This window comes from Pseudomonas sp. LSJ-87 (genome assembly GCF_032971465.1).
GTDB lineage: Bacteria > Pseudomonadota > Gammaproteobacteria > Pseudomonadales > Pseudomonadaceae > Aquipseudomonas > Aquipseudomonas putida_Z.
Map to the genome: position 1 here is coordinate 1 of NZ_JAWJYQ010000059.1, position 18,942 is coordinate 18,942.

The 18,942-nt window shown below is 64.0% G+C and carries 18 protein-coding genes; 4 read left to right on the forward strand and 14 right to left on the reverse strand.

Annotated features, from left to right (window positions below; translation table 11 throughout):
• Positions 1 to 11: 11 nt before the first annotated feature.
• The 9 genes from RYH74_RS24220 to RYH74_RS24260 form a co-directional block, all read right to left on the reverse strand.
• A complete protein-coding gene (locus RYH74_RS24220) occupies positions 12 to 818 on the reverse strand; it encodes a CpsD/CapB family tyrosine-protein kinase (protein WP_075045300.1) in 807 nt (268 codons plus the stop codon).
• Positions 819 to 828: 10 nt separating this feature from the next.
• Entirely contained in the window at positions 829 to 2,391 is a 1,563-nt protein-coding gene (locus tag RYH74_RS24225; RefSeq protein ID WP_085593461.1) for a GumC family protein, read from the reverse strand.
• Positions 2,392 to 2,410: 19 nt separating this feature from the next.
• Positions 2,411 to 3,526 carry a hypothetical protein gene (locus tag RYH74_RS24230; RefSeq protein WP_317410380.1) on the reverse strand — a complete coding sequence of 372 codons (1,116 nt, stop codon included), beginning with the start codon at positions 3,524 to 3,526 and terminating at the stop codon, positions 2,411 to 2,413.
• A 24-nt stretch (positions 3,527 to 3,550) separates the two neighbouring features.
• A complete protein-coding gene (locus RYH74_RS24235) occupies positions 3,551 to 4,108 on the reverse strand; it encodes a polysaccharide biosynthesis/export family protein (protein WP_286099940.1) in 558 nt (185 codons plus the stop codon).
• Positions 4,109 to 4,351: 243 nt separating this feature from the next.
• Positions 4,352 to 4,528: an EPS-associated small membrane protein EppA gene (eppA, locus tag RYH74_RS24240; protein ID WP_075045301.1), complete on the reverse strand. Its 177-nt coding sequence runs from the start codon at positions 4,526 to 4,528 to the stop codon at positions 4,352 to 4,354.
• A 252-nt stretch (positions 4,529 to 4,780) separates the two neighbouring features.
• Positions 4,781 to 5,323: a helix-turn-helix domain-containing protein gene (locus RYH74_RS24245; protein WP_075045302.1), complete on the reverse strand. Its 543-nt coding sequence runs from the start codon at positions 5,321 to 5,323 to the stop codon at positions 4,781 to 4,783.
• 186 nt (positions 5,324 to 5,509) lie between these two features.
• Positions 5,510 to 6,928, reverse strand: coding sequence for a short-chain fatty acid transporter (locus RYH74_RS24250; RefSeq protein WP_075045303.1), 1,419 nt, complete (start codon positions 6,926 to 6,928; stop codon positions 5,510 to 5,512).
• A gap of 154 nt (positions 6,929 to 7,082) precedes the next feature.
• On the reverse strand, positions 7,083 to 7,739 hold the full coding sequence (locus RYH74_RS24255) for a CoA transferase subunit B (protein WP_025339254.1): 657 nt from the start codon (positions 7,737 to 7,739) through the stop codon (positions 7,083 to 7,085).
• A 35-nt stretch (positions 7,740 to 7,774) separates the two neighbouring features.
• Positions 7,775 to 8,473 carry a CoA transferase subunit A gene (locus RYH74_RS24260; protein WP_015270421.1) on the reverse strand — a complete coding sequence of 233 codons (699 nt, stop codon included), beginning with the start codon at positions 8,471 to 8,473 and terminating at the stop codon, positions 7,775 to 7,777.
• A gap of 140 nt (positions 8,474 to 8,613) precedes the next feature.
• Here RYH74_RS24260 and RYH74_RS24265 point away from each other — a divergent pair, with 140 nt between their 5' ends.
• Both RYH74_RS24265 and RYH74_RS24270 read left to right on the forward strand, forming a co-directional pair.
• Positions 8,614 to 9,519 (forward strand): LysR family transcriptional regulator, encoded by a 906-nt coding sequence (locus tag RYH74_RS24265; RefSeq protein WP_025339255.1) that lies wholly within the window; start codon positions 8,614 to 8,616, stop codon positions 9,517 to 9,519.
• On the forward strand, positions 9,507 to 10,328 hold the full coding sequence (locus tag RYH74_RS24270) for an aldo/keto reductase (RefSeq protein WP_075045304.1): 822 nt from the start codon (positions 9,507 to 9,509) through the stop codon (positions 10,326 to 10,328). Before RYH74_RS24265 ends, RYH74_RS24270 begins: the two co-directional genes overlap by 13 nt.
• 172 nt (positions 10,329 to 10,500) lie before the next feature.
• Here RYH74_RS24270 and RYH74_RS24275 read toward each other — a convergent pair whose 3' ends face one another.
• The 5 genes from RYH74_RS24275 to RYH74_RS24295 all read right to left on the reverse strand — a co-directional run bounded on the left by RYH74_RS24275 (position 10,501) and on the right by RYH74_RS24295 (position 17,559).
• The gene (locus tag RYH74_RS24275; protein WP_317410382.1) at positions 10,501 to 13,581 is read right to left on the reverse strand and encodes an error-prone DNA polymerase; all 3,081 of its coding nucleotides are present in this window, start codon (positions 13,579 to 13,581) and stop codon (positions 10,501 to 10,503) included.
• The gene (locus RYH74_RS24280; RefSeq protein WP_286099943.1) at positions 13,578 to 14,996 is read right to left on the reverse strand and encodes a Y-family DNA polymerase; all 1,419 of its coding nucleotides are present in this window, start codon (positions 14,994 to 14,996) and stop codon (positions 13,578 to 13,580) included. The genes RYH74_RS24275 and RYH74_RS24280 overlap by 4 nt, the downstream gene beginning before the upstream one ends.
• A gap of 6 nt (positions 14,997 to 15,002) precedes the next feature.
• On the reverse strand, positions 15,003 to 15,623 hold the full coding sequence (gene imuA, locus RYH74_RS24285; RefSeq protein ID WP_025339259.1) for a translesion DNA synthesis-associated protein ImuA: 621 nt from the start codon (positions 15,621 to 15,623) through the stop codon (positions 15,003 to 15,005).
• A complete protein-coding gene (gene lexA / locus RYH74_RS24290) occupies positions 15,623 to 16,240 on the reverse strand; it encodes a transcriptional repressor LexA (protein ID WP_025339260.1) in 618 nt (205 codons plus the stop codon). Before lexA ends, imuA begins: the two co-directional genes overlap by 1 nt.
• Before the next feature lie 269 nt (positions 16,241 to 16,509).
• Entirely contained in the window at positions 16,510 to 17,559 is a 1,050-nt protein-coding gene (locus RYH74_RS24295; RefSeq protein ID WP_317410385.1) for an alpha/beta hydrolase family protein, read from the reverse strand.
• Positions 17,560 to 17,778: 219 nt separating this feature from the next.
• Between RYH74_RS24295 and RYH74_RS24300 the strand changes: the two genes are divergently transcribed.
• Positions 17,779 to 18,024 carry a DUF2790 domain-containing protein gene (locus tag RYH74_RS24300; RefSeq protein ID WP_084785190.1) on the forward strand — a complete coding sequence of 82 codons (246 nt, stop codon included), beginning with the start codon at positions 17,779 to 17,781 and terminating at the stop codon, positions 18,022 to 18,024.
• A 224-nt stretch (positions 18,025 to 18,248) separates the two neighbouring features.
• A complete protein-coding gene (locus RYH74_RS24305; protein ID WP_317410388.1) occupies positions 18,249 to 18,905 on the forward strand; it encodes an HAD family phosphatase in 657 nt (218 codons plus the stop codon).
• The last annotated feature ends 37 nt before the right edge of the window (positions 18,906 to 18,942 follow it).

Sequence of the window (18,942 nt, forward strand, 5' to 3'; positions counted from 1 at the left end):
AATCCTGTGCCTCAATAATAGGTCCGAGGCTGCTCGTCAGCCTTGTTCAATACCGTCCCCACCAGGTTCACCCTGGCCAGGTGATGCAGGCAATCTTCGATTTCCTTCCTGTTGTTCATACCGTTGGCCACCACCAGCAGCACACAGTCGAACTTGGGTATCACGGTGATCGCATCGTCAGAGCTGAGCAACGGCGGCAAATCGAAAATGCAGATGCGCGACTCGTAGCGGTTGCGCAGTTCGCTGATCAGGTTGTTCACTTTGGGCGACGACAGCATTTCGGTAGACAACGGCACCGGTACCCGCGTGGGCAGTACCACGAACCGAGGCAAGGTCGGGTTGACCAGGCAGTCCTGCAGCTCGGCCTTGTCCGTCAGAAACTCGTTCAACGCCTGGTCCATGGGCAGGCCCAGGCTGCTGCCGACCTTGGGCCGACGCAGGTCGAAGTCCACCAGCAACGCAGTCTTGGTGGTGTGGTGGGCGATGCTCATGGCCAGGTTGATCGACAGCACCGTCTTGCCCGCTTCAGGGGTTGGCGAGGTGATGGCCAAGGTTCGCCAGCCATTCTCGTCCATGGTCCTGAGCACTTGCGTGCGCAACAGGTCGATCGGCCCGTTCATGTTTGAGTTCTTGTTGTAGGCGACGATACGGTGACGCTCCAGGTGCTCCGCGCGCAGCGGCACCACCTTGGTGTTCACGTAATCGAACTGGCCAGGCACTTCCGCCAGCGCCGTACCTGGGGCGGGTGACAAGGCCTGCGGGGTACCCGGGGTAACCTGGTGAAGATTATTGCCAACAGCCGGCTTGGTCCTGTCCATCACTGCTTTCCTATGCAAACCGAGACATGACTTTGAACAACAGCACATCCAGTGGCATGTAGAACACGTGCACCAGCACCACCATGATAGCCGCCAGCACCAGTGCAGCCAGGATCAGCCAGTTGCGCCAACGCTTGCGCCTGGCCACATCGGCCTTGGTATCGATGTATGGCAGTGCCACCAGCACCCGCCTGCCCAGCAGGTTTTCCAAGGCACCGACGCCGCGAATGCGCTGGTTGAGCATTTCCAGCAGCATCACCAGCGCACCGCCACCTGCCGGTGCCAGCACCAGGCCCAGCGCAGCGATTTTCTTGCGGTTGGGCTTGATCGGTTTCTCGGGCATCAGCGGTGGCTCCAGCAGCACAAAGCGCTCAGCCTTGTTCTCCTGCTCGAGGCTTTCGGTAATCTTCGCGCCCATTTCCTTGGCGCGGATTTCCTCGTACTTCTTGCGCGCGTTGTCGTGGTCACGCATCAAGGTCACCAGGCCACGCTCGACCTGCGGCGCCTCGAGGATCTCGGCCTCGTAGCCTTCCATCTTGCGGGTCAGCTCGCGCTTCTGCTCGGCCAGCGAAGCTATGCGCACCTGTGCCGCGCTCATCTTGGCGCGCACGCGGGCGACATCGAGGCCGACCGTGGAGGCCGCAGCCGTGCGATTGCCACTGGCTTCGAGCGCCTGGATCCTGCGCTTGACCGCCACCACATCGGGGTGGGCTTCCTTGTAGCGGCTCAGCAGCCGGGCATACTCGGCTTTCAGGCTGGGCAGGTCCTGGGGCTGCTCGGCACTGGCCACCCTGGGGCCTTCGCCGACCTTGGTAGCCAGCCCGGCACTGGCCGCGGACAGTTCCAGCTCAAGGTAACGCAGCTCTTCCTGGGCGGCCTTGTAATCACGGTCGACCTCGCGGAACTCCAGCTCCGAGCGTGACAGCATGTTCATGCGCAGGGTCTGGTGCTCGGGCAAGGCATTGGCGTGGGCCTGCTTGAAATCCGCCAGCTGGTTTTCCAGGCTGGCCAGCTCGGCACCCAGCTTGTTCGCCTCCTGGGTGAGGAACTCGGTGGTTTCGTTGGCCCGCTCGGTACGCTGCTTGAGGTTCTCGTTGAGGAACAGCGTGACCAACTCGTCGGCAACTTCCTTGGCCACCTCCGGCTGCTTGTGCTCGAAGGACACATTGAACGCCACGGTCGCTTCACCGCGCCCGCGTACATAGGTGGTGAGGGTTTCGACCACGATGGCACTGCGCATGTGGTCGATCTTGTCGCTATCGCTGAAGCGCTTGTCGGGGAACAGGTTGTACTTGTCGATGATGCGCAGCAGGTTCTCGCGGGTCATCACCCGCTGGCGAATCACTTCGATGCGTTCATCGGCAAAGCTGGTGTTGTTGGTCGATACCAGCTCGGGGGAAATCTGCTGCGACTCCACCAGGATGGTGCCGGTCGACTGGTAGATCGGCGGCACCATCACTGCGACAGCGACGGTCGCGGCCAGAATGACTACGATGCTCACCCCCAACAACAGGGCCCGGTCCTTGATTATGGCGATGTAATCTCTGAGGGAGAGCTCGTAGTCGGACTTCATGGGGCCACCTGCCTGAAGTTCAGATGTCGGGGTACCTGTACGTCAACGTCAAACCCACGATCGTAGCGTTCGCATCAGCTTCGTGATCCTGCTGCCGATCCTTGTACATCAGCGACAGGCGCAGGTCCCAGTACGGCGAAAACTCGCGGCTGGCCCACACGCTGTAGGTCTGCAGGGTGTTGGGGGTCTGCCCTTTGCTGTCTTGCCAGGCAGTGTCCGCGCCCACCCGGGTCAATTCGCTGACGGCGTAACTCCACACACCGCGCACCTGGTCCAGCTCGGCGAAGCCGCCTTCGGCGCTGGCCACCGTGCTGCGTTCGGCGGTAAAGCTGGCGACGGCGCGCGCACCGGTATACAGCAGCGCTACCCCACCCTCCCCGCGTCGGCCACCTTCGTCACCGGAAACCTCGGTGACACCCACATGCGCATCGGCGCTGAGGCGTTCGGAGAACTGGTACTTGACCCCGACCGCCGGGCTGTAGCTGTTGGACGCCGTCGCCGTCTGGTCCTGCTCGGGCTCGTAGCGCCGGGCGCCAAAGCGGCTGTACAGATCAGCCCGCTCGCTCCAGGCGTAGGTCCAGGTGAACACGTTGCCCAGTTCTTCGTAGCCCGTCAGCGTACTGATGTCATAACGGGCACGGTTGTACGTGGTTTCGTTGCTCAAGGTGCTGCGTTCGGTAACCGCCTGGCTCCAGTTGCCGGCCAGCGTATACAGCTTTTGCGTGCCATCGGTGGTGACCACGCCGGTATCCAGCACCGTTCCCGACAGCGTCGAACTTTCGTTGTAACGCGCCAGCAGGCCAAACCGCCCGCGCTCGGTCTGGCGCTGCCAGCCCAGGCTTACGTCGGGGTCCTCACGGTTGTCGACCACCGCCGTGTCGGACGAGCGCAATACATGCACGCCCAGCCCCAACCTCAGTTCGTCACGGTCGAAGGTACCGATCAGGGTGTAATCCGGCGCGATGATCGTGCGCGTTATACCCTTTTCACCCGACGACAGCAGCAAGGGGTTGCTGTCATGTTCGACGGATGTCGGTACCACCACCGTAGACTGCCAATTTGCTGCCAGGACTGTGTCCGTAAACGGCAACACCAAGATTGCCGTTGCAATGCTAGTTGTTCTGAGAAGAGGCATTAAGTGTTCTTATTAAAGGCAAGATCAAGGAACGACCAGCGTATCGCCAGCCTGCAGTTGGATGTTGGTGGACATATCCCGGCCAGACACCAGGTCTCTATATCGCACGGGCAGAATTTTTTGGGAAGCGCCGGTGCCACGCACTACTTTGATTTCACTTTCATCTGCAAACTTGTCGAGGCCGCCCGACATGCTCAAAGCCTGCAGCACTGCCGTAGGGCCTGCCATTTGTACCGGCCCGGGCTTGATCACTTTGCCTTGTACATAGACCAGGTTGCCGGCGATGCTCTTGACGACAACGCTGACATTCGGGTCGGGGAGAAACTTCTCGAGTTTGGCAGCCACTTGTTTTTCAACGGTCGTCACATCCAGCCCGGCAACATCGATGCGCCCGGCCAGGGGGAACGTGATACTGCCATCGGGAAGTACGGTGGCTTCCTGGCGCAGGCTGTCTTCCTGCCATACCGAAACCATCACCACATCGCCGGGGCTGAGCAGGTAGGTAGCACTGTGCGGGTCGGCCGTACCGGCACCAGACCACACCATCAGCATGCAGAACGCGGCAAACATTGAACGCACCATGAGGGTCCCTCCGGCCGAAAAGGCCCGACAAAGAGCACTGAATGAGAACAACACACCAACTCTCGCTCCGCTTCGCGGCATACACCAACCGCGATGGCCTCGATCTTCCAGAGGCCTTGCCTTGACGCTGTGTGCCTGCAACCGTGGACCTGCACGGGCTACTGGCAATATAGCAACGGCTGGGGAATTGACAAGCCAGGCCCCGGGCCGCTGGTGTCAAGGGTTAAACCCAGGCTGGCGGACTCAGATCTGTTTCCTGTTGGCGACTGCCACAAAGCCAACGACAGCAAATGCAAAGAACCACCCTGCGGTTGAAACAGGGATGATACTGTTCTGATTGATATACATATCCGCCGCACGCGCCGCGCCACTCATCAGCGCCAGCAAAGACATCGATTTGATAATCAGAGCCGTGCGCATACGCCCCTCCTGTAAAGAGGAAAATCAACTATTTGTTGGCGTGGTGTTCGGGAGTTGTTTCACTGTTGAATTGAGCTTATGAACACAATGACATTGCGTCAACGATTCGACACTATAATAAAATTCAATAGGCGCCCAACAGTATCGTCAAAATATCGACGCACAAGTTGAGCAAAGGGCGCTGTCTTGGTGGCGCCAACGTTTCATCGCTGAGAAAGGCAAGGCCGTGGGGCACTTTGGCGCCCCAACGTGTTACTCGTCTGCGTGGTGTACCACGACCAGCAACTGCGCCGGCAGCGGCCCCACCGACCTTAGCCGGTGGGGAGTCTGGGCATTGAAATGCAGGGCATCGCCTTGCTCCAGCAGCACTCGCTCGTTCATGAAGTCCACCTCCACCTGGCCGGCGTGGACGAACAGAAATTCTTCGCCCAGGTGTTCCTTGAACGTGGGGTCGCTGAACTCGGTCGGCGGCTGGATCAGGAAAGGCAGCAGGCTGCGCTGCCCGACCTGGCTGGTGAGGGCCGCGTAGCCCGGCCCTGCCCCGTCACCCACCAGGGCCTGGCGCTCGCCATGGCGCACCAGGCTGTAGCGGCTCTGGCCGGCCTGCTCTTCGGCGAACAGTTCTTCGACATTGACATTCAGTGCCCGCGCCAGCTTCAGCGCGGCGGCGATCGAGGGGGTGTTCAGGCCACGTTCGACCTTGGACAGGTAGCTCTTGGTCATGCCGGTCTTGTCGGCCAGCAGCTCCAGGGTCATCCCCAGTTTCTTTCGCAGCAGTTTCAATCGGATAGACATGTGACGCGGGTTTCCCAGGCGAAGGCAGCCTGGCCATCATACGTGGACTGCTCAGGAAATGCTGGGGCTGCTGTGCAGCCCATCGCCGGCAAGCCAGGCTCCCACAGGTACTGCGCATGGCTTGGGGCCAATGCAGTCGATGTGGGAGCCTGGCTTGCCAGCGATGGGCCGCGCAGCGGCCCGACTTTACGGCATCACCGGCGGCAGGTACTGCAACGTCGTACCCAATGCCCACAGCAACACCAGCACCAGCGGCACGTGCACCAGCAACTGCACGAACGAGAAGCCGATCAGGTCGCGTGCCTTGAGCCCCAGTACCCCCAGCAGCGGCAGCATGTAGAACGGGTTGATCAGGTTCGGCAAGGCTTCGGCGGCGTTGTAGATCTGCACTGCCCAGCCCAGGTGGTACTGCAGGTCATTGGCCACCAGCATCACGTAAGGTGCCTCGATGATCCACTTGCCACCACCCGATGGGATGAAGAAGCCCAGCACCGCCGAATACACGCCCATCAGCACGGCATAGGTGTCATGCGTGGCGATCTGGGTGAAGAACAGCGAAATGTGGTGGGCCAAAGTCTGCTCGTCGAGGCCCTTCACCTGGGTGAGGATGGCCGCGATCGAGCCATACAGCGGAAACTGGATCAGCACCCCGGTGGTGGTCGGCACCGCGCGCGCCACCGCATCGAGGAAGCTGCGCGGGCGCCAGTGCAGCAAGGCACCGAGCATGATGAACAACAGGTTGTAGGTGTTCAGCCCGGAAATGGCGGTAATCGCCGGCTTGGTGGCGAACTCCTGGTACAACCAGCCGGCAGCCAGGGCCACCAGCAGCAGGATCAGGATGGGGCTGTGTTCCAGCCACTCGCCCGGGCGGGTGCGCTGGGGTGCCGGTGGCGCGGTGAAGCTGGGGTCGACCCCACAGTCCTGGGCGCTGCGCGCACTGTTCGGGCCCGGGGCCGTGGCGTAGGCGATCACCAGCGAGACCACCACCAACGCCGCCAGCATCACGCCGGACTGCCAGAGGAAGATGGTTTCGGTGAACGGGATCACCCCGGTAATCGACAGGATCGACGGTGGCAGGCTGGCCGGGTTGGCCTGCAGTTGCGCCGCCGACGAAGACAGGCCCAGCGCCCACACGGCGCCCAGGCCCAGATAGGCGGCTGCACCGGCGGCGCGGTAGTCCATCTTCAGTTCGGTGCGCCGGGCCAGGGCGCGCACCAGCAGGCCGCCGAACACCAGCGACAGGCCCCAGTTGAGCAGCGATGCCAGCATCGAGATCAGCGCCACCCAGCATACTGCCGAACGGCCATTGCCGGGGATGCGCGCCAGGCGGTCGATCAGCCGCGCCGCGGGCGGCGAGCTCGCCACCACATAGCCGCCGATGACCACGAAGGCCATCTGCATGGTGAACGGGATCAGGCTCCAGAAGCCATCGCCAAAGGCCTTGGCGGTGTCGGTCGGCTTGGCGCCCATGGCCAGGGCGCCGATGCACACCAGCAGCACCGCCAGGGCGGCAAACACCCAGGAATCGGGGAACCAGCGTTCGGCCCAGTTGGAGCAGCGCAAGGCAAAGCGCGCGGAACGGCTGTCTTGGATTTCAGCGGCCACAGTTCAATTCCTTTTATTGGTTTTATGAGGTAAAGCAGTACTGCCAGACAACGCAAAAACCCTGTGGGAGCGGGCGTGCCCGCGAATGCGTCGGTAAATTCACCGCAGCATTCGCGGGCACGCCCGCTCCCACAGGGTAGGATCACATGATGCGTTAGAAGGTCATTTCCTTCACATCATCCGGCACGATCAGCTTGCCGGCGGTTTTCTCGATGATTTCCTCAACGCTCACCCCGGGCGCGGTCTCGCGCAGGATGAAGGCGCCGTCTTCGATTTCCAGGTAGGCCAGGTCGGTCAGCACCTTGCGGATGCAGCCAGCGCCGGTCAACGGCAGGCTGCACTGCGGCAGCAGCTTGGACTCGCCGTCCTTGGAAGCGTGGGTCATGGTGACGATGATGTTCTCGGCACCGGCCACCAGGTCCATGGCGCCGCCCATGCCCTTCACCAGCTTGCCCGGGATCATCCACGAGGCGATGTTGCCTTGCACATCCACTTCGAAAGCGCCGAGCACGGTCAGGTCGACATGGCCGCCACGGATCATGGCGAACGACTGCGCCGAATCGAAGATCGAGGCACCGCGGCGGGCGGTGACGGTCTGCTTGCCGGCGTTGATCATGTCGGCATCGATGGTGCCTTCGGTGGGAAATTCGCCCATGCCGAGCAGGCCGTTTTCCGATTGCAGCATCACATCCATGTCGGCGGGTACGTAGTTGGCCACCAGGGTCGGAATGCCGATGCCCAGGTTGACGTAGTAGCCGTCCTTCAGTTCACGGGCGACGCGTTGCGCCATCTGTTCGCGGGTCAGTGCCATGGTCAGGATCTCTTTGTTGTTCTGGTGGATGGCGCTCAGGCCTTGACGGTGCGCTTTTCGATACGCTTTTCGAAGGTGCCGACGATAACGCGGTCCACGTAGATGCCCGGGGTGTGGATCTCGCTGGGCAGCAGCACGCCAGGTTCGACGATCTCTTCCACTTCGACCACGGTGATCTTGCCGGCGGTGGCCGCCAGCGGGTTGAAGTTTTGCGCGGTGTTGCGGTACACCACGTTGCCGTAGTGGTCAGCCTTCCAGCCCTTGACGATGGCGAAGTCGCCGGTGATGGATTCTTCGAGGATGTACTTGCGGCCGTTGAACTCGCGCACTTCCTTGCCATCGGCAACCGGGGTGCCGTAGCCGGTGGCCGTGTAGAAGGCCGGGATGCCGGCGCCACCGGCGCGCATTTTCTCGGCGAGGGTGCCTTGCGGGGTCAGTTCCACTTCCAGCTCGCCGCTCAGCAGCTGGCGTTCGAACTCGGCGTTCTCGCCCACGTAGGAAGCGACCATCTTGCGGATCTGCCGGTCTTCCAGCAGCACGCCCAGGCCAAAGCCATCGACACCGCAGTTGTTGGAGACCACGGTCAGGCCCTTGACGCCACGGCGCTTGATTTCGCTGATAAGGTTTTCCGGGATGCCGCACAGGCCGAAACCACCAGCCAGTACCGTCATGTTGTCGGTCAGGCCTTCGAGGGCCTGTTCATAGGTTGCAACGCGCTTGTCCAGTCCGGCCATGCTGATCCGCCTTTTGTAGTTGTTGAACCGACGAGGCTGTCGGTGAGCGTGTGGGGACATCTTCACCGCAAGCGACTGATTTGTTAATTTTGTTTTCATCATCGATTGATAACTTTTGCAAAACAACCAAAAGGCCTGTCATGAACGTCAAGCAACTGCGCGCCTTTGTCGCTGTGGCCAAGTACCAGAGCTTCGCCCAGGCCGGTGAACACCTGCATGTCTCGCAACCGGCCCTGAGCCTGACCATCAAGGCCCTGGAAGAAAACCTTGGCGGCGCCCTGCTGAGCCGCACAACACGCAGCGTCAGCCTGACTGCCGAGGGCGAGGTACTGCTGCCACTGGCGCGGCGCCTGCTGGCCGACTGGGACGACACCGAAGAAATGCTGCGCCAGCGTTTCACCCTGCAACTGGGCCGGGTTTCGGTGGCGGCCATGCCGGCCTTTGCCGGCAATCTGCTGCCCTACTCGCTGAAGGTATTTCGCCAGCGTTACCCGAAGGTCAACGTCACGGTGCACGATGTGATCAACGAACAGGTGCAGGAACTGGTGCGCCATCGCCGCGTCGAACTGGGCATCGGCTTCGAACCGGACAACATCGATGGCCTGGATTTCCACCCGTTGTACATGGACCGCTTCGTCGCCGTGGTGCCCGCCGATTCGCCCTTGGCGCAGCTGCCCCAGGTCAGCTGGGCACAGTTGCTGGCCGAAGACTTCGTGGCCCTGCAACGCCCTTCGGCGGTGCGCCTGCTGATGGAACAGAACGTGGCCGCCCAGCACGGCAAACTGGCGGTGGCTTTCGAGAGCCACCAGCTGTCGACCATCGGCCGCATGGTTGCCAGTGGCCTGGGGGTCAGTGCCGTGCCGGCGCTGTGCATCAACCAGATGCAGGAGCTTGGCGCCCGCTGCGTCACCCTGGTCGAGCCCACGGTCGAGCGCCGCATCGGCGTGATTGCCCTCAGCGAACACAAGCTTTCCACGGCGGCGCAAGCGCTGCTTGAGGTACTGCTTTCCAATACCCGCATCCCGGAGGTGACATGCGTTACGTGAAACTGGCAGGTTCGAGCGTTCCGGCCATCGGCCAGGGCACCTGGTACATGGGTGAAGATCCGGCCCGCAAGGCGGCCGAGGTGGCGGCCCTGCAACAGGGTATCGAACTTGGCCTGAGCTTGATCGATACCGCCGAGATGTATGCCGAAGGTGGCGCGGAAAACGTGGTTGGCCAGGCCATTGCCGGGCGCCGCGACCAGGTATTCCTGGTCAGCAAGGTGTACCCGCACAATGCCAGCCGGCGCGGTATGGCGGCGGCCTGCGAACGCAGCCTCACGCGCCTGGGCACCGACTGCATCGACCTGTACCTGCTGCACTGGCGTGGCCAGCACCCACTGGAGGAAACCGTCGAGGCCTTCGAGCGCTTGCGCGAGCAAGGCAAGATCAAGCGCTGGGGTGTTTCCAATTTCGACGTCGACGACCTGCGCGAACTGCACAACCCCGATTGCGCCACCAACCAGGTGCTGTACAACCCGGCCCAGCGTGGCATCGAGTTCGACCTGTTGCCGTGGTGCGAAAAGCGCGCGCTGCCGACCATGGCCTACTGCCCGCTGGCCCAGGCCGGGCGCCTGCTGCAGCACCCGGTGCTGGCGGAAATCGCCGAGCGCCATGGTGCCACGGCGGCCCAGGTCAGCCTGGCCTGGGTGACCCGTGATGATGGGGTGATAGCCATCCCCAAGGCCGTGACGCCCGAGCATGTGCGGTTGAATGCGGCTGCGGGTATGCTGACCTTGACCAGCGAAGACCTGCGGGCGATCGACCGGGCGTTCCCGGCACCGACGCGCAAGCAGCGGTTGGCGATGGTGTAGCGACTGTCGCGAAGATAACTGAATTCGCAAGCAATCCTCGCACCCTGTGGGAGCGGCTTTAGCCGCGAAGAATCCAGCGCGGTGCATGGCACCGGCTGCGCCGGTGTTCGCGGCTAAAGCCTCTCCCACAGGGACCGCGCAAAAATCAGGGTTTTGCGTGAGGTGCCGGGGATCAATGGAAATCCCGGCTGCGTACGTCCAGCCCTTGCAACAGCGGGCTCACATCCTCCAGCCGCCGTGCTATCAGGTGGCGCACGCCATTCTCCTGCTCCAGCCGCCCGCTGACCTTGAGCAACTGCGACCCCACCAGCGCCCGCCGCTGCCGTTCGGCAAGCGCCCGCCACACCACCACATTGACCATGCCGTGCTCGTCCTCCAGGGTGACGAAGGTCACGCCACTGGCGGTCTGGGGCCGCTGGCGGCCCACCACCAGCCCGGCCACGGCAATGTTGTCACCATGCCCGACATCTTGCAGCTCGCGCGAACTGCGACAGCCCAGTGCCCGCAGGCGTGAGCGCAACAAGGTCAAGGGATGCGGCCCAAGCGTGGTACCCAGGGCCTGGTAATCGGCCATCAGGTCCTCTGCCACGCTGGGAACGGGCAGTTCGACGGTGCTTTCCGGCAAGGCCTCGATATCGGCGAACAAAGGCAACTGCGGCTGCACCGCCGCCACCTGCCAGCGCGCCTGGTGCCGGTCGCTGGCCAAGGCGCGCAGCGCGCCGGCATCGGCCAGGTGGGCGCGGGCACGCGAATCGAGCCCGGCACGCAGGCACAGGTCTTCGACATCGCGCCATGGCCGCTGCGCCCTCGCCTGCTCCAGGCGCCTGGCATCGGCCTCGGCAAGGCCGCGCACCAGGCGCAAGCCCATGCGAATGGCCAGCACCTCTCCAGGCTCAGGCTCGAGCGTGCAGTCCCAGTCACTGTGGCACACATCCACCGGCCTGACCTCGATACCCTGGCGCCGGGCCTCTTGCAGCAACTGGTCGGGGCTGTAGAAGCCCATGGGCCAGCTGTTGACCAGCGCGCAGGTGAAAATCGCCGGTTCATGGCACTTGAGCCAGCTGCTGGCATAGCACAGCAAGGCAAAGCTGGCCGCGTGCGACTCCGGAAAGCCATAGCTGCCAAAGCCCTTGATCTGCTCGAAGATGCGCTCGGCAAACGCCAAGTCATAACCATTGCGCAACATGCCCTGCACCAGCCGCTCGCGGTGCGGCTCCAGGCCGCCGTGGCGCTTCCAGGCGGCCATGCTGCGGCGCAACTGGTCGGCCTCGCCCGGGGTGTAGTCGGCCGCGACCATCGCCAGTTCCATCACCTGCTCCTGGAACAGCGGCACGCCCAGGGTACGCTCGAACACTTCCTTCAGTTGCGGCGAGGGGTACGTCACCGGCTCCTGCTTCAGCCGCCGGCGCAGATAAGGGTGGACCATGTCGCCCTGGATCGGCCCGGGGCGGACGATGGCCACCTCGATGACCAGGTCGTAGAACTTTTTCGGCCGAAGCCGCGGCAACATGGCCATTTGCGCGCGGGACTCGATCTGGAACACGCCCATGGTCTCGGCACGGCTGATCATCGCGTAGGTGGCCGGGTCTTCGGCGGGGATGGTCGCCAGGGTCAGGTGCCGGCCACGGTGGCGTTGCAGCAGGTCGAAGCAACGGCGCAAGGCGCTGAGCATGCCCAGCGCCAGCACGTCGACCTTGAGCAGGCCGACCATGTCCAGGTCGTCCTTGTCCCACTGGATCACCGTGCGCTCCGGCATCGCGGCATTCTCCACCGGCACCAGCTCGTCCAGGGGTTGCTGCGAGATAACGAAGCCGCCCGGGTGCTGTGACAGGTGCCGAGGGAAGCCGATCAGTTCGCCGGCCAGCACCAGCACCCGGCGCAGCGAAGGGCTGCCCGCCTCGAAGCCGGCCTCGGCCAGGCGCTGGTCGTCGGGTATGCGATCGCTCCAGCGGCCACAGCATTTGGCCAGGGCGTCCACCTGGTCGGCCGGCAGCCCCAGCACCCGCGCCACATCCCGCACCGCACCGGCGGCATGGTAGGTGTTGACCACCGCAGTGAGCGCCGCCCGGTGCCGGCCATAGCGGCGGAACACATACTGGATCACCTCCTCGCGCCGGTCGTGCTCGAAGTCCACGTCGATGTCCGGCGGCTCGTTGCGCTCGCGCGACAGGAAGCGCTCGAACAACAGGTGGTGTTGCATGGGGTCGAGCTCGGTGATGCCCAGCACGAAGCACACCACCGAGTTGGCAGCCGAGCCCCGCCCCTGGCACAGAATGCGCTGGCTGCGGGCGAAGGCGACGATGTCGTGCACAGTCAGGAAGTAGCTTTCGTAGCCCAGCTCCTCGATCAGCGCCAGCTCCTTGGCCAGCACATCCCGCACCTTGCTGCTCGGCCCGTCTGGCCAGCGCGACGGCAAACCCTGCTGGCACAATTCGCGCAACCAGCTCGCCGGGCTATGCCCCTGGGGCACCAGTTCGCGTGGGTACTGGTATTTCAATTCGCTCAGTTCGAACTGGCAGCGCGCCGCGATCGCCAAGGTCTCGGCCAGCAGGTCGGCGGGATAGAGTTCGCCCAGTTGCGCCTGGCTGCGCAGGTGCCGCTCGCCATTGGCAAACAGGAAGCGCCCGGCCTCGGCCACCAGGCAATGCTGGCGAATGGCGGTCATGCAATCTTGCAGGGCGCGGCGACCGCGCACGTGCATGTGCACGTCGCCACAGGCCACGGCGCGGATGCCGACCCTGGCCGCCAGACCGCGCAAGCGTTCAAGGCGCAAGGTATCGTCACTGCCGCGGTGCAGGTGCACGGCCAGCCACAGGCGCTCACCGAACACGCCGTGCAGCCACTGCCCGGGGGTGGCATCGCCGCTGTCATCGGCTATCCACAATGCCAGCAGGCCCTGATGGTGCTGCTGCAGGTCATCGCGAAACAGTTGGTACTCGCCCTTCTGCGCCCGCCGCCGGGCCCGGGTGATCAGCGCGCACAGGTTCTGGTAGCCGATCAGGTCCTGCACCAGCAGCACCAGCCTGGGGCCGTCCTGCAACTGCACTTCACTGCCCACGATCAGCCGCAGCTGGTGTTCCTTGGCCGCCTGCCAGGCACGGACGATACCGGCCAGGGTGCATTCGTCGGTGATCGCCAGCGCCTGGTAGCCCTGTTCTCGCGCGCGCCGGAACAGCTCGTCGGCGCTCGACGCGCCGCGCTGGAAGCTGAAGTTGGACAGGCAGTGCAGCTCGGCATAACCCGGAGTGTTCATGCGAACCAGCCCTGCAGCCACAACGGGCCGGCCTTGCCCAGGTCGCGGTAGGCCCAGCCGCGCAGGCCGTCGCGGGTTTCGATGCGGTAATAGTCGCGGCGCACATCGCCGCCATCCCACCAGCCCGACTCGATGCGCTCGGCATGGCCTTGCAGGCGATAGCCGCCTTCGTCCAGCGCCATGGGGGCCGACAGCAGCCAGCCAGGGCGGCTGCCAGGAACGACCGGCATGCTGCCCTGGGCACCCTGCTCTACCGCTTGCCAGGCACATTCGGGACGATGATCGGCTGCCGCGCTCAGGCCCTTGACCGCCTCATCCCCCAAGCGGGCGCGCAGCCGTTCGCGCAATTGTTCCCAAGGTTGCGCCTGTTGCGCACGCGGGTCGAACAATGCCTGGTGTTGCGGCACGAAGGGTGGCAGGTCCTCGGCAACCAGCCGCAGGTTGCGCACCGGTGCGGGAATGCGCAGCGGTTCCAGGCGCCCGCGCGCCAGTTCGAACAACATTGCCGCATCGCGTTCGGCGGCCAGCAGGCCTACCTGCAGCAAGGTATCCGGCCCTTCGGCGTGCTCCAGGTGCAGGCAGAAACGCTGCACGCCACAGTCACGCCCGGCGAGGAACGCGGCAAGGTCGTTGAGCATGCGCCGCAGCGGGAACAGCAGGGCCTGGTGCGATTCGACGTCGAAGTTCAGCTCCAGCCGGGCTTCGAAACGGTCCGGCGGCTGGTAGAAGCCCAGCCCCAGGTTGCGCAGGCCGAGCAACTGGTCAAGGTGCAGCTGCACCTGGGCCGGAAAGCGCCTGGCCAGGCTGTCGCGGGGCAAGGCCAGCACCTGGCTCAACTGGCGCAGGCCCATGCGGGCAAAGGCCTCGGCAGCCTGCGCAGGCAGGCCGATACGCTCGATGGGCATGCCCAGCAGCGCCGCACGGGTGGCATCGGCGTCACTCACGGCCAGGCCATCGTGAGCGTTGGCGAGCATGCGCGCCGCCACCGGGTTGCTGGCCAGGACGATGCGTTGGCGCAAGCCCAGTTCCGCCAGTTCCTGGCGCAGGCGTGCCTCGAACAGCGGCCAGGGGCCGAACAGTTGCAGGCTGGAGCCCACCTCCAGCAACAGCGCCCGTGGGTAGTGCAGGCTGACCTGGGCACTGAAGCGGTAGGCCCAGGCTGCCAGCAACTGCTGCACCTGGTCGATGCGCCTGGGGTCGGCTTCGACGCAGCTGAAGCCATCGGCCAGCGCACGCGCCGCCGTCAGGGTTTGCCCGGCCCGCAGGCCGAGCGCGGCCGCGGCCGGGTTGACCGCCTGCAGCACGCGTCGCTGGGTCGGCCCGCCAAGCAGCACCAGGGGTGTATCAGGGTCGTCACGCTCACGCAGGACCGTGTCCAGCGCCAGCTGCGGAAGCAGGATGCAGGCCCAGAGCATGTTGCATCAGCCCCGCCCCGGGCAGGCGATGGGCAGCGCCGGGGGCATGCCGCCACGGCTTTTCAGCACGCGCCATTGTGCCGGGCGGGTGTCGACGGCAATGCGCAGCGCTGCGGGCGAAGGGTTGTGCGCCGCCTGTTGCGGCCGGCAGGCGAAGGCCAGCGCCTGGCCGGTTTCGGCAGCCACCTGCAAGCGCCGCAGGGCGCGGTCATCGGCACGTTCCGGCCAGCACAGCACCGCCGCGCAACTGCCGGAGCGCAGGCACTGCTCGGCGGCCCACAAGGCATCGGCAGGTGCGGCGTCCACCTGTACCAGCCAGCGCAGGTCTACCCCCGCGGCCTGCCAGGCCGGGGCGTAAGGAATGAATGGCGGTGCCACCAGCACGATTCGGCTGGCTTCAGCGCTCAAGCGGGCCAGGGTTGGCCACAGCAGCTGCAATTCGCCACAGCCGGGGCTGGCCAGCAACAGTTCGCTGAGCGCAGCCGCCGGCCAGCCACCTTCCGGCAGGCATTGATCAAGGGCGGCATGGCCCGTGGGCTGCAGGCCGAGCGGCCGCGCCTGGGCCTGCCGACCGCGCCATACCCGGCGCTGGTCGAGCAACCTGTCGAGGTCGACCACCGCGCCCATCAGTCACGCCTCAGCAAGCCGCAGAACACGCCTTCGATGAAGAACTCCTGTTCAGGCCGCACATCGATAGGCGCATAGGCCGGGTTGCGTGGCAACAGCCGGTAATTGCCACCCTGGCGCTGCAGGCGCTTGATGGTCACCTCGCCGTCCAGGCGGGCGACCACGATCTGGCCATCGCGGGCATCGGCCTGCTGGAGGATGCCGACCAGGTCGCCGTCGAAAATGCCGTCGTCGATCATCGAGTCGCCACGCACCTTCAGCAGGTAGTCGGGGGTACGGCGGAACAGGCTGGGGTCGAGCAGCAACTGCTCGTGAATGTCGAGGTCCGGGCCGATGGGGGCGCCTGCCGCCACCTGGCCCAGCACCGGCACTTCGAGGATTTCCGGGCGGCGCAGCCGTTCGGCCAGGCGTATGCCCCGCGCCTGGTTCGGCGTGACGTCGATGTAGCCGGCCTGGCACAGGGCGGTGATGTGCTTGCGCGCGACACTGCGCGAGGCAAAACCGAAGCGCGTGGCGATATCGGCCAGGCTCGGCGGCTGGCCGTGGTCGGCGATGCGCTCACGGATGAACTCGAAGATGGCGCGGCGTTTTGGGGTAAGATTGTCCATGGAGCACATTTGTACTCTTTTCGGAGCACGCTGAACAGCCCCCTTCGTCGACGGTTTGGCGGCTGCGATCAATTGCGACCGCGAAACTACCGCAATGATGCTGAAGGCTATATGGCTGGTCCGGCAAACCTGACTGCACATGGCGAATTGAATCAGCAGGGACACTGTGGGAGCCGCGCTTGCCGGCGATGGGGTGCGAAGCGGCCCCGGTTACAGATGCCCGCTGTGGGTCGGTAACAGCCAGTCGGAGCAGACCGTTCCGCCCCATCGCTGCGTCGTTACATAGACCAACGACCAAAATGCTGCTCCAGGAACTCAGTCACCAGCGAGGCGATCTGCAACTGGATCGCCCCCCGCGACCGGGCGTTATCGCCGTCCCGGCAAATGACACCATCCCCTGGAGCATCGTCTTCGAGCAACGCCATCGCGCCTGGTTTGCACGTCGACAAGAAGCTGAAATGGCTGGCGTCCTCGATCTCGACATAACGACTCGTCGCCGAGGGCAGACGCTTGGCAAGGTCAGCAGATTCCAGCTGCGCGGGAAGGTCTTCAGAAGGCGCGCCAGCCGCAATCACCAACGTCGGCACTGGCAAAGCCGCAAGGCTTTCATCGGTCAGGCCACGTGACAGGCCAAGATCCAGGGTAACGATGGCGGTGACACGACTGTCGCGCAAATCGCCACCCAGTCGAGCTTTCGATGCCGGGGCGCTGTCGGCATTGATCTGCTTGTAGACGCTGCAACTCGACAGCTGCGGATGGATGGAACAGTCCTGGGCAAAACGCTTGGAATCAAAGCGGGCGCCGGCAATTTCCAGCGCGGTCCAGCCGCCCAGTGAGTGGCCGACCACTGCAACTTGGCCCTTCGCCACCCGCCCGAACTGATCCGCCTGGGCCATGACCGCATCGATGGCCCGCTGCAAGTCAATGGGACGCCGCCACAACTGTGCCGCGGCTTCAGGGTTGCGATCGCGGGTAGTAGTGCCGGGGTGGTTGACCGCCGCCACGATGTAGCCTTGGTGAGCCAGTGCACTGGCCAGCCACGACTGGTTTCCCCAATTGCCGCGAAAGCCGTGGGAAAGCACCACCAATGGATACGTGCCTGCAGCTGGAGGTGCATCGCGCACAGCGAGGTCACCGCTGAAAACCGGGGTATCAGCGATCAACTGTGGTGGCGCAGTGGTCGTACTCGGGTACCAGACGACCAGCTCCAGCGGACGGTCTGTTTGCCTCTCCGATAATGTCGAGGTCTTGAAGCCAATGGGCTTGTAGCCAGCGAATGCAGGTATGTCCAGGCAGATAAAAAGCAACAAGCCGAGCACTGTTTTCATTGTTTTTCTTCCTTGATAGGTCAGCGTCGATCAGATGCAAACCGGTACGCGGGAAACATATCAGCCCTCGCCGCGACCCACACAATCTTTCCGGCGATGCAGCGCTCCAATAGATCAGATAGTGGAAATATATTTTGTGCGCTAAATATTATCGCGCAATATTCAACCCAGGCAGCAAGCAGTCGCTGATCCCACTACCCAAGCTAACGGAGCATGATCATGACCTTCATCAAAGCAATCGCCATCGCCACCCTGACCTTCGGCAGCAGCGTCGGCGCCTTCGCCCAGACCGCCTCCCCGTACCAGTACGGCATGAACCTGGACATCGCCCAAGTGATCGCGGTGGAGGCCTCGGGCCACGCCACCGACCACGCCGACACCGCCACCCTCACCTACCGTGACAGCGACGGCAAGGTGCAGAAGATCAGCTACCTGCGCCCAGCCACCTCCGCCAACCAGAACTGATGACCAAACTTCGAAAGCCGGAGCGTGCCAACGGCCGGTTACTCGGTTGGCTTTCCAGCTTTGGCAGTTGCTGACTCGACGCGCAGGCGCCAACCTCGCGTTCGAGCACAGCTCTGCCAAGGCTGCCGTACTCCAGTACACTCAGGAAGTCGCGAAGTTCACGTGACTCCAAAGGCAAAGAATCTCTCTTCTGGCCCGCCCATGATTTTGGACCTGGATACCCAATGCTGACTGCCCTGCTGTTCGACCTCGACGGAACCCTCACCGACACTGACACCTTGCACCTGCAGGCCTTTCGCCAACTGCTGCGCGAGCATGACGGGCGCGAGCTGAGCCAGGCGCAGTTCGATGCCCAGGTCAGCGGCCGCGCCAACGGCGAGCTGTTCGCCGAGCTGTTTGCCGGTGCCAGTGCCGAGCAGTGCCAGGAGCTGGCCGACCGCAAGGAGGCACTGTTCCGCGACATGTCGCCGGCTCTTGAGCCGATGCCGGGCCTTGTGCGCCTGCTGGAACATGCCCAGGCTCATGACATCGGCATGTGCGTGGTGACCAACGCACCGCGGCTGAACGCCGAGCACATGTTGAACGCCATGGGCTTGGGCCAGCGCTTCGCGCATGTGCTGGTGGCCGAGGAACTGGCACGGCCCAAGCCGGACCCGCTGCCTTACCTGACCGGGTTGCAGCGGCTGGGTGCCGAGGCCGGGCAGGCACTGGCCTTCGAGGATTCGCTGCCGGGGGTGGCGGCAGCGAGTGGCGCGGGGATCTTTACCGTGGGCGTGGCCACTACACAGACGCCGGAGCGGTTGCTGGCGGCGGGGGCGAAGCTGGTTGTCCGTGACTTCAACGACCCAGCGTTGTGGTCCTTGATCGGATCCATGCAATGAGCATACGGGGCCGCTTCGCGCCCCATCGCCGGCAAGC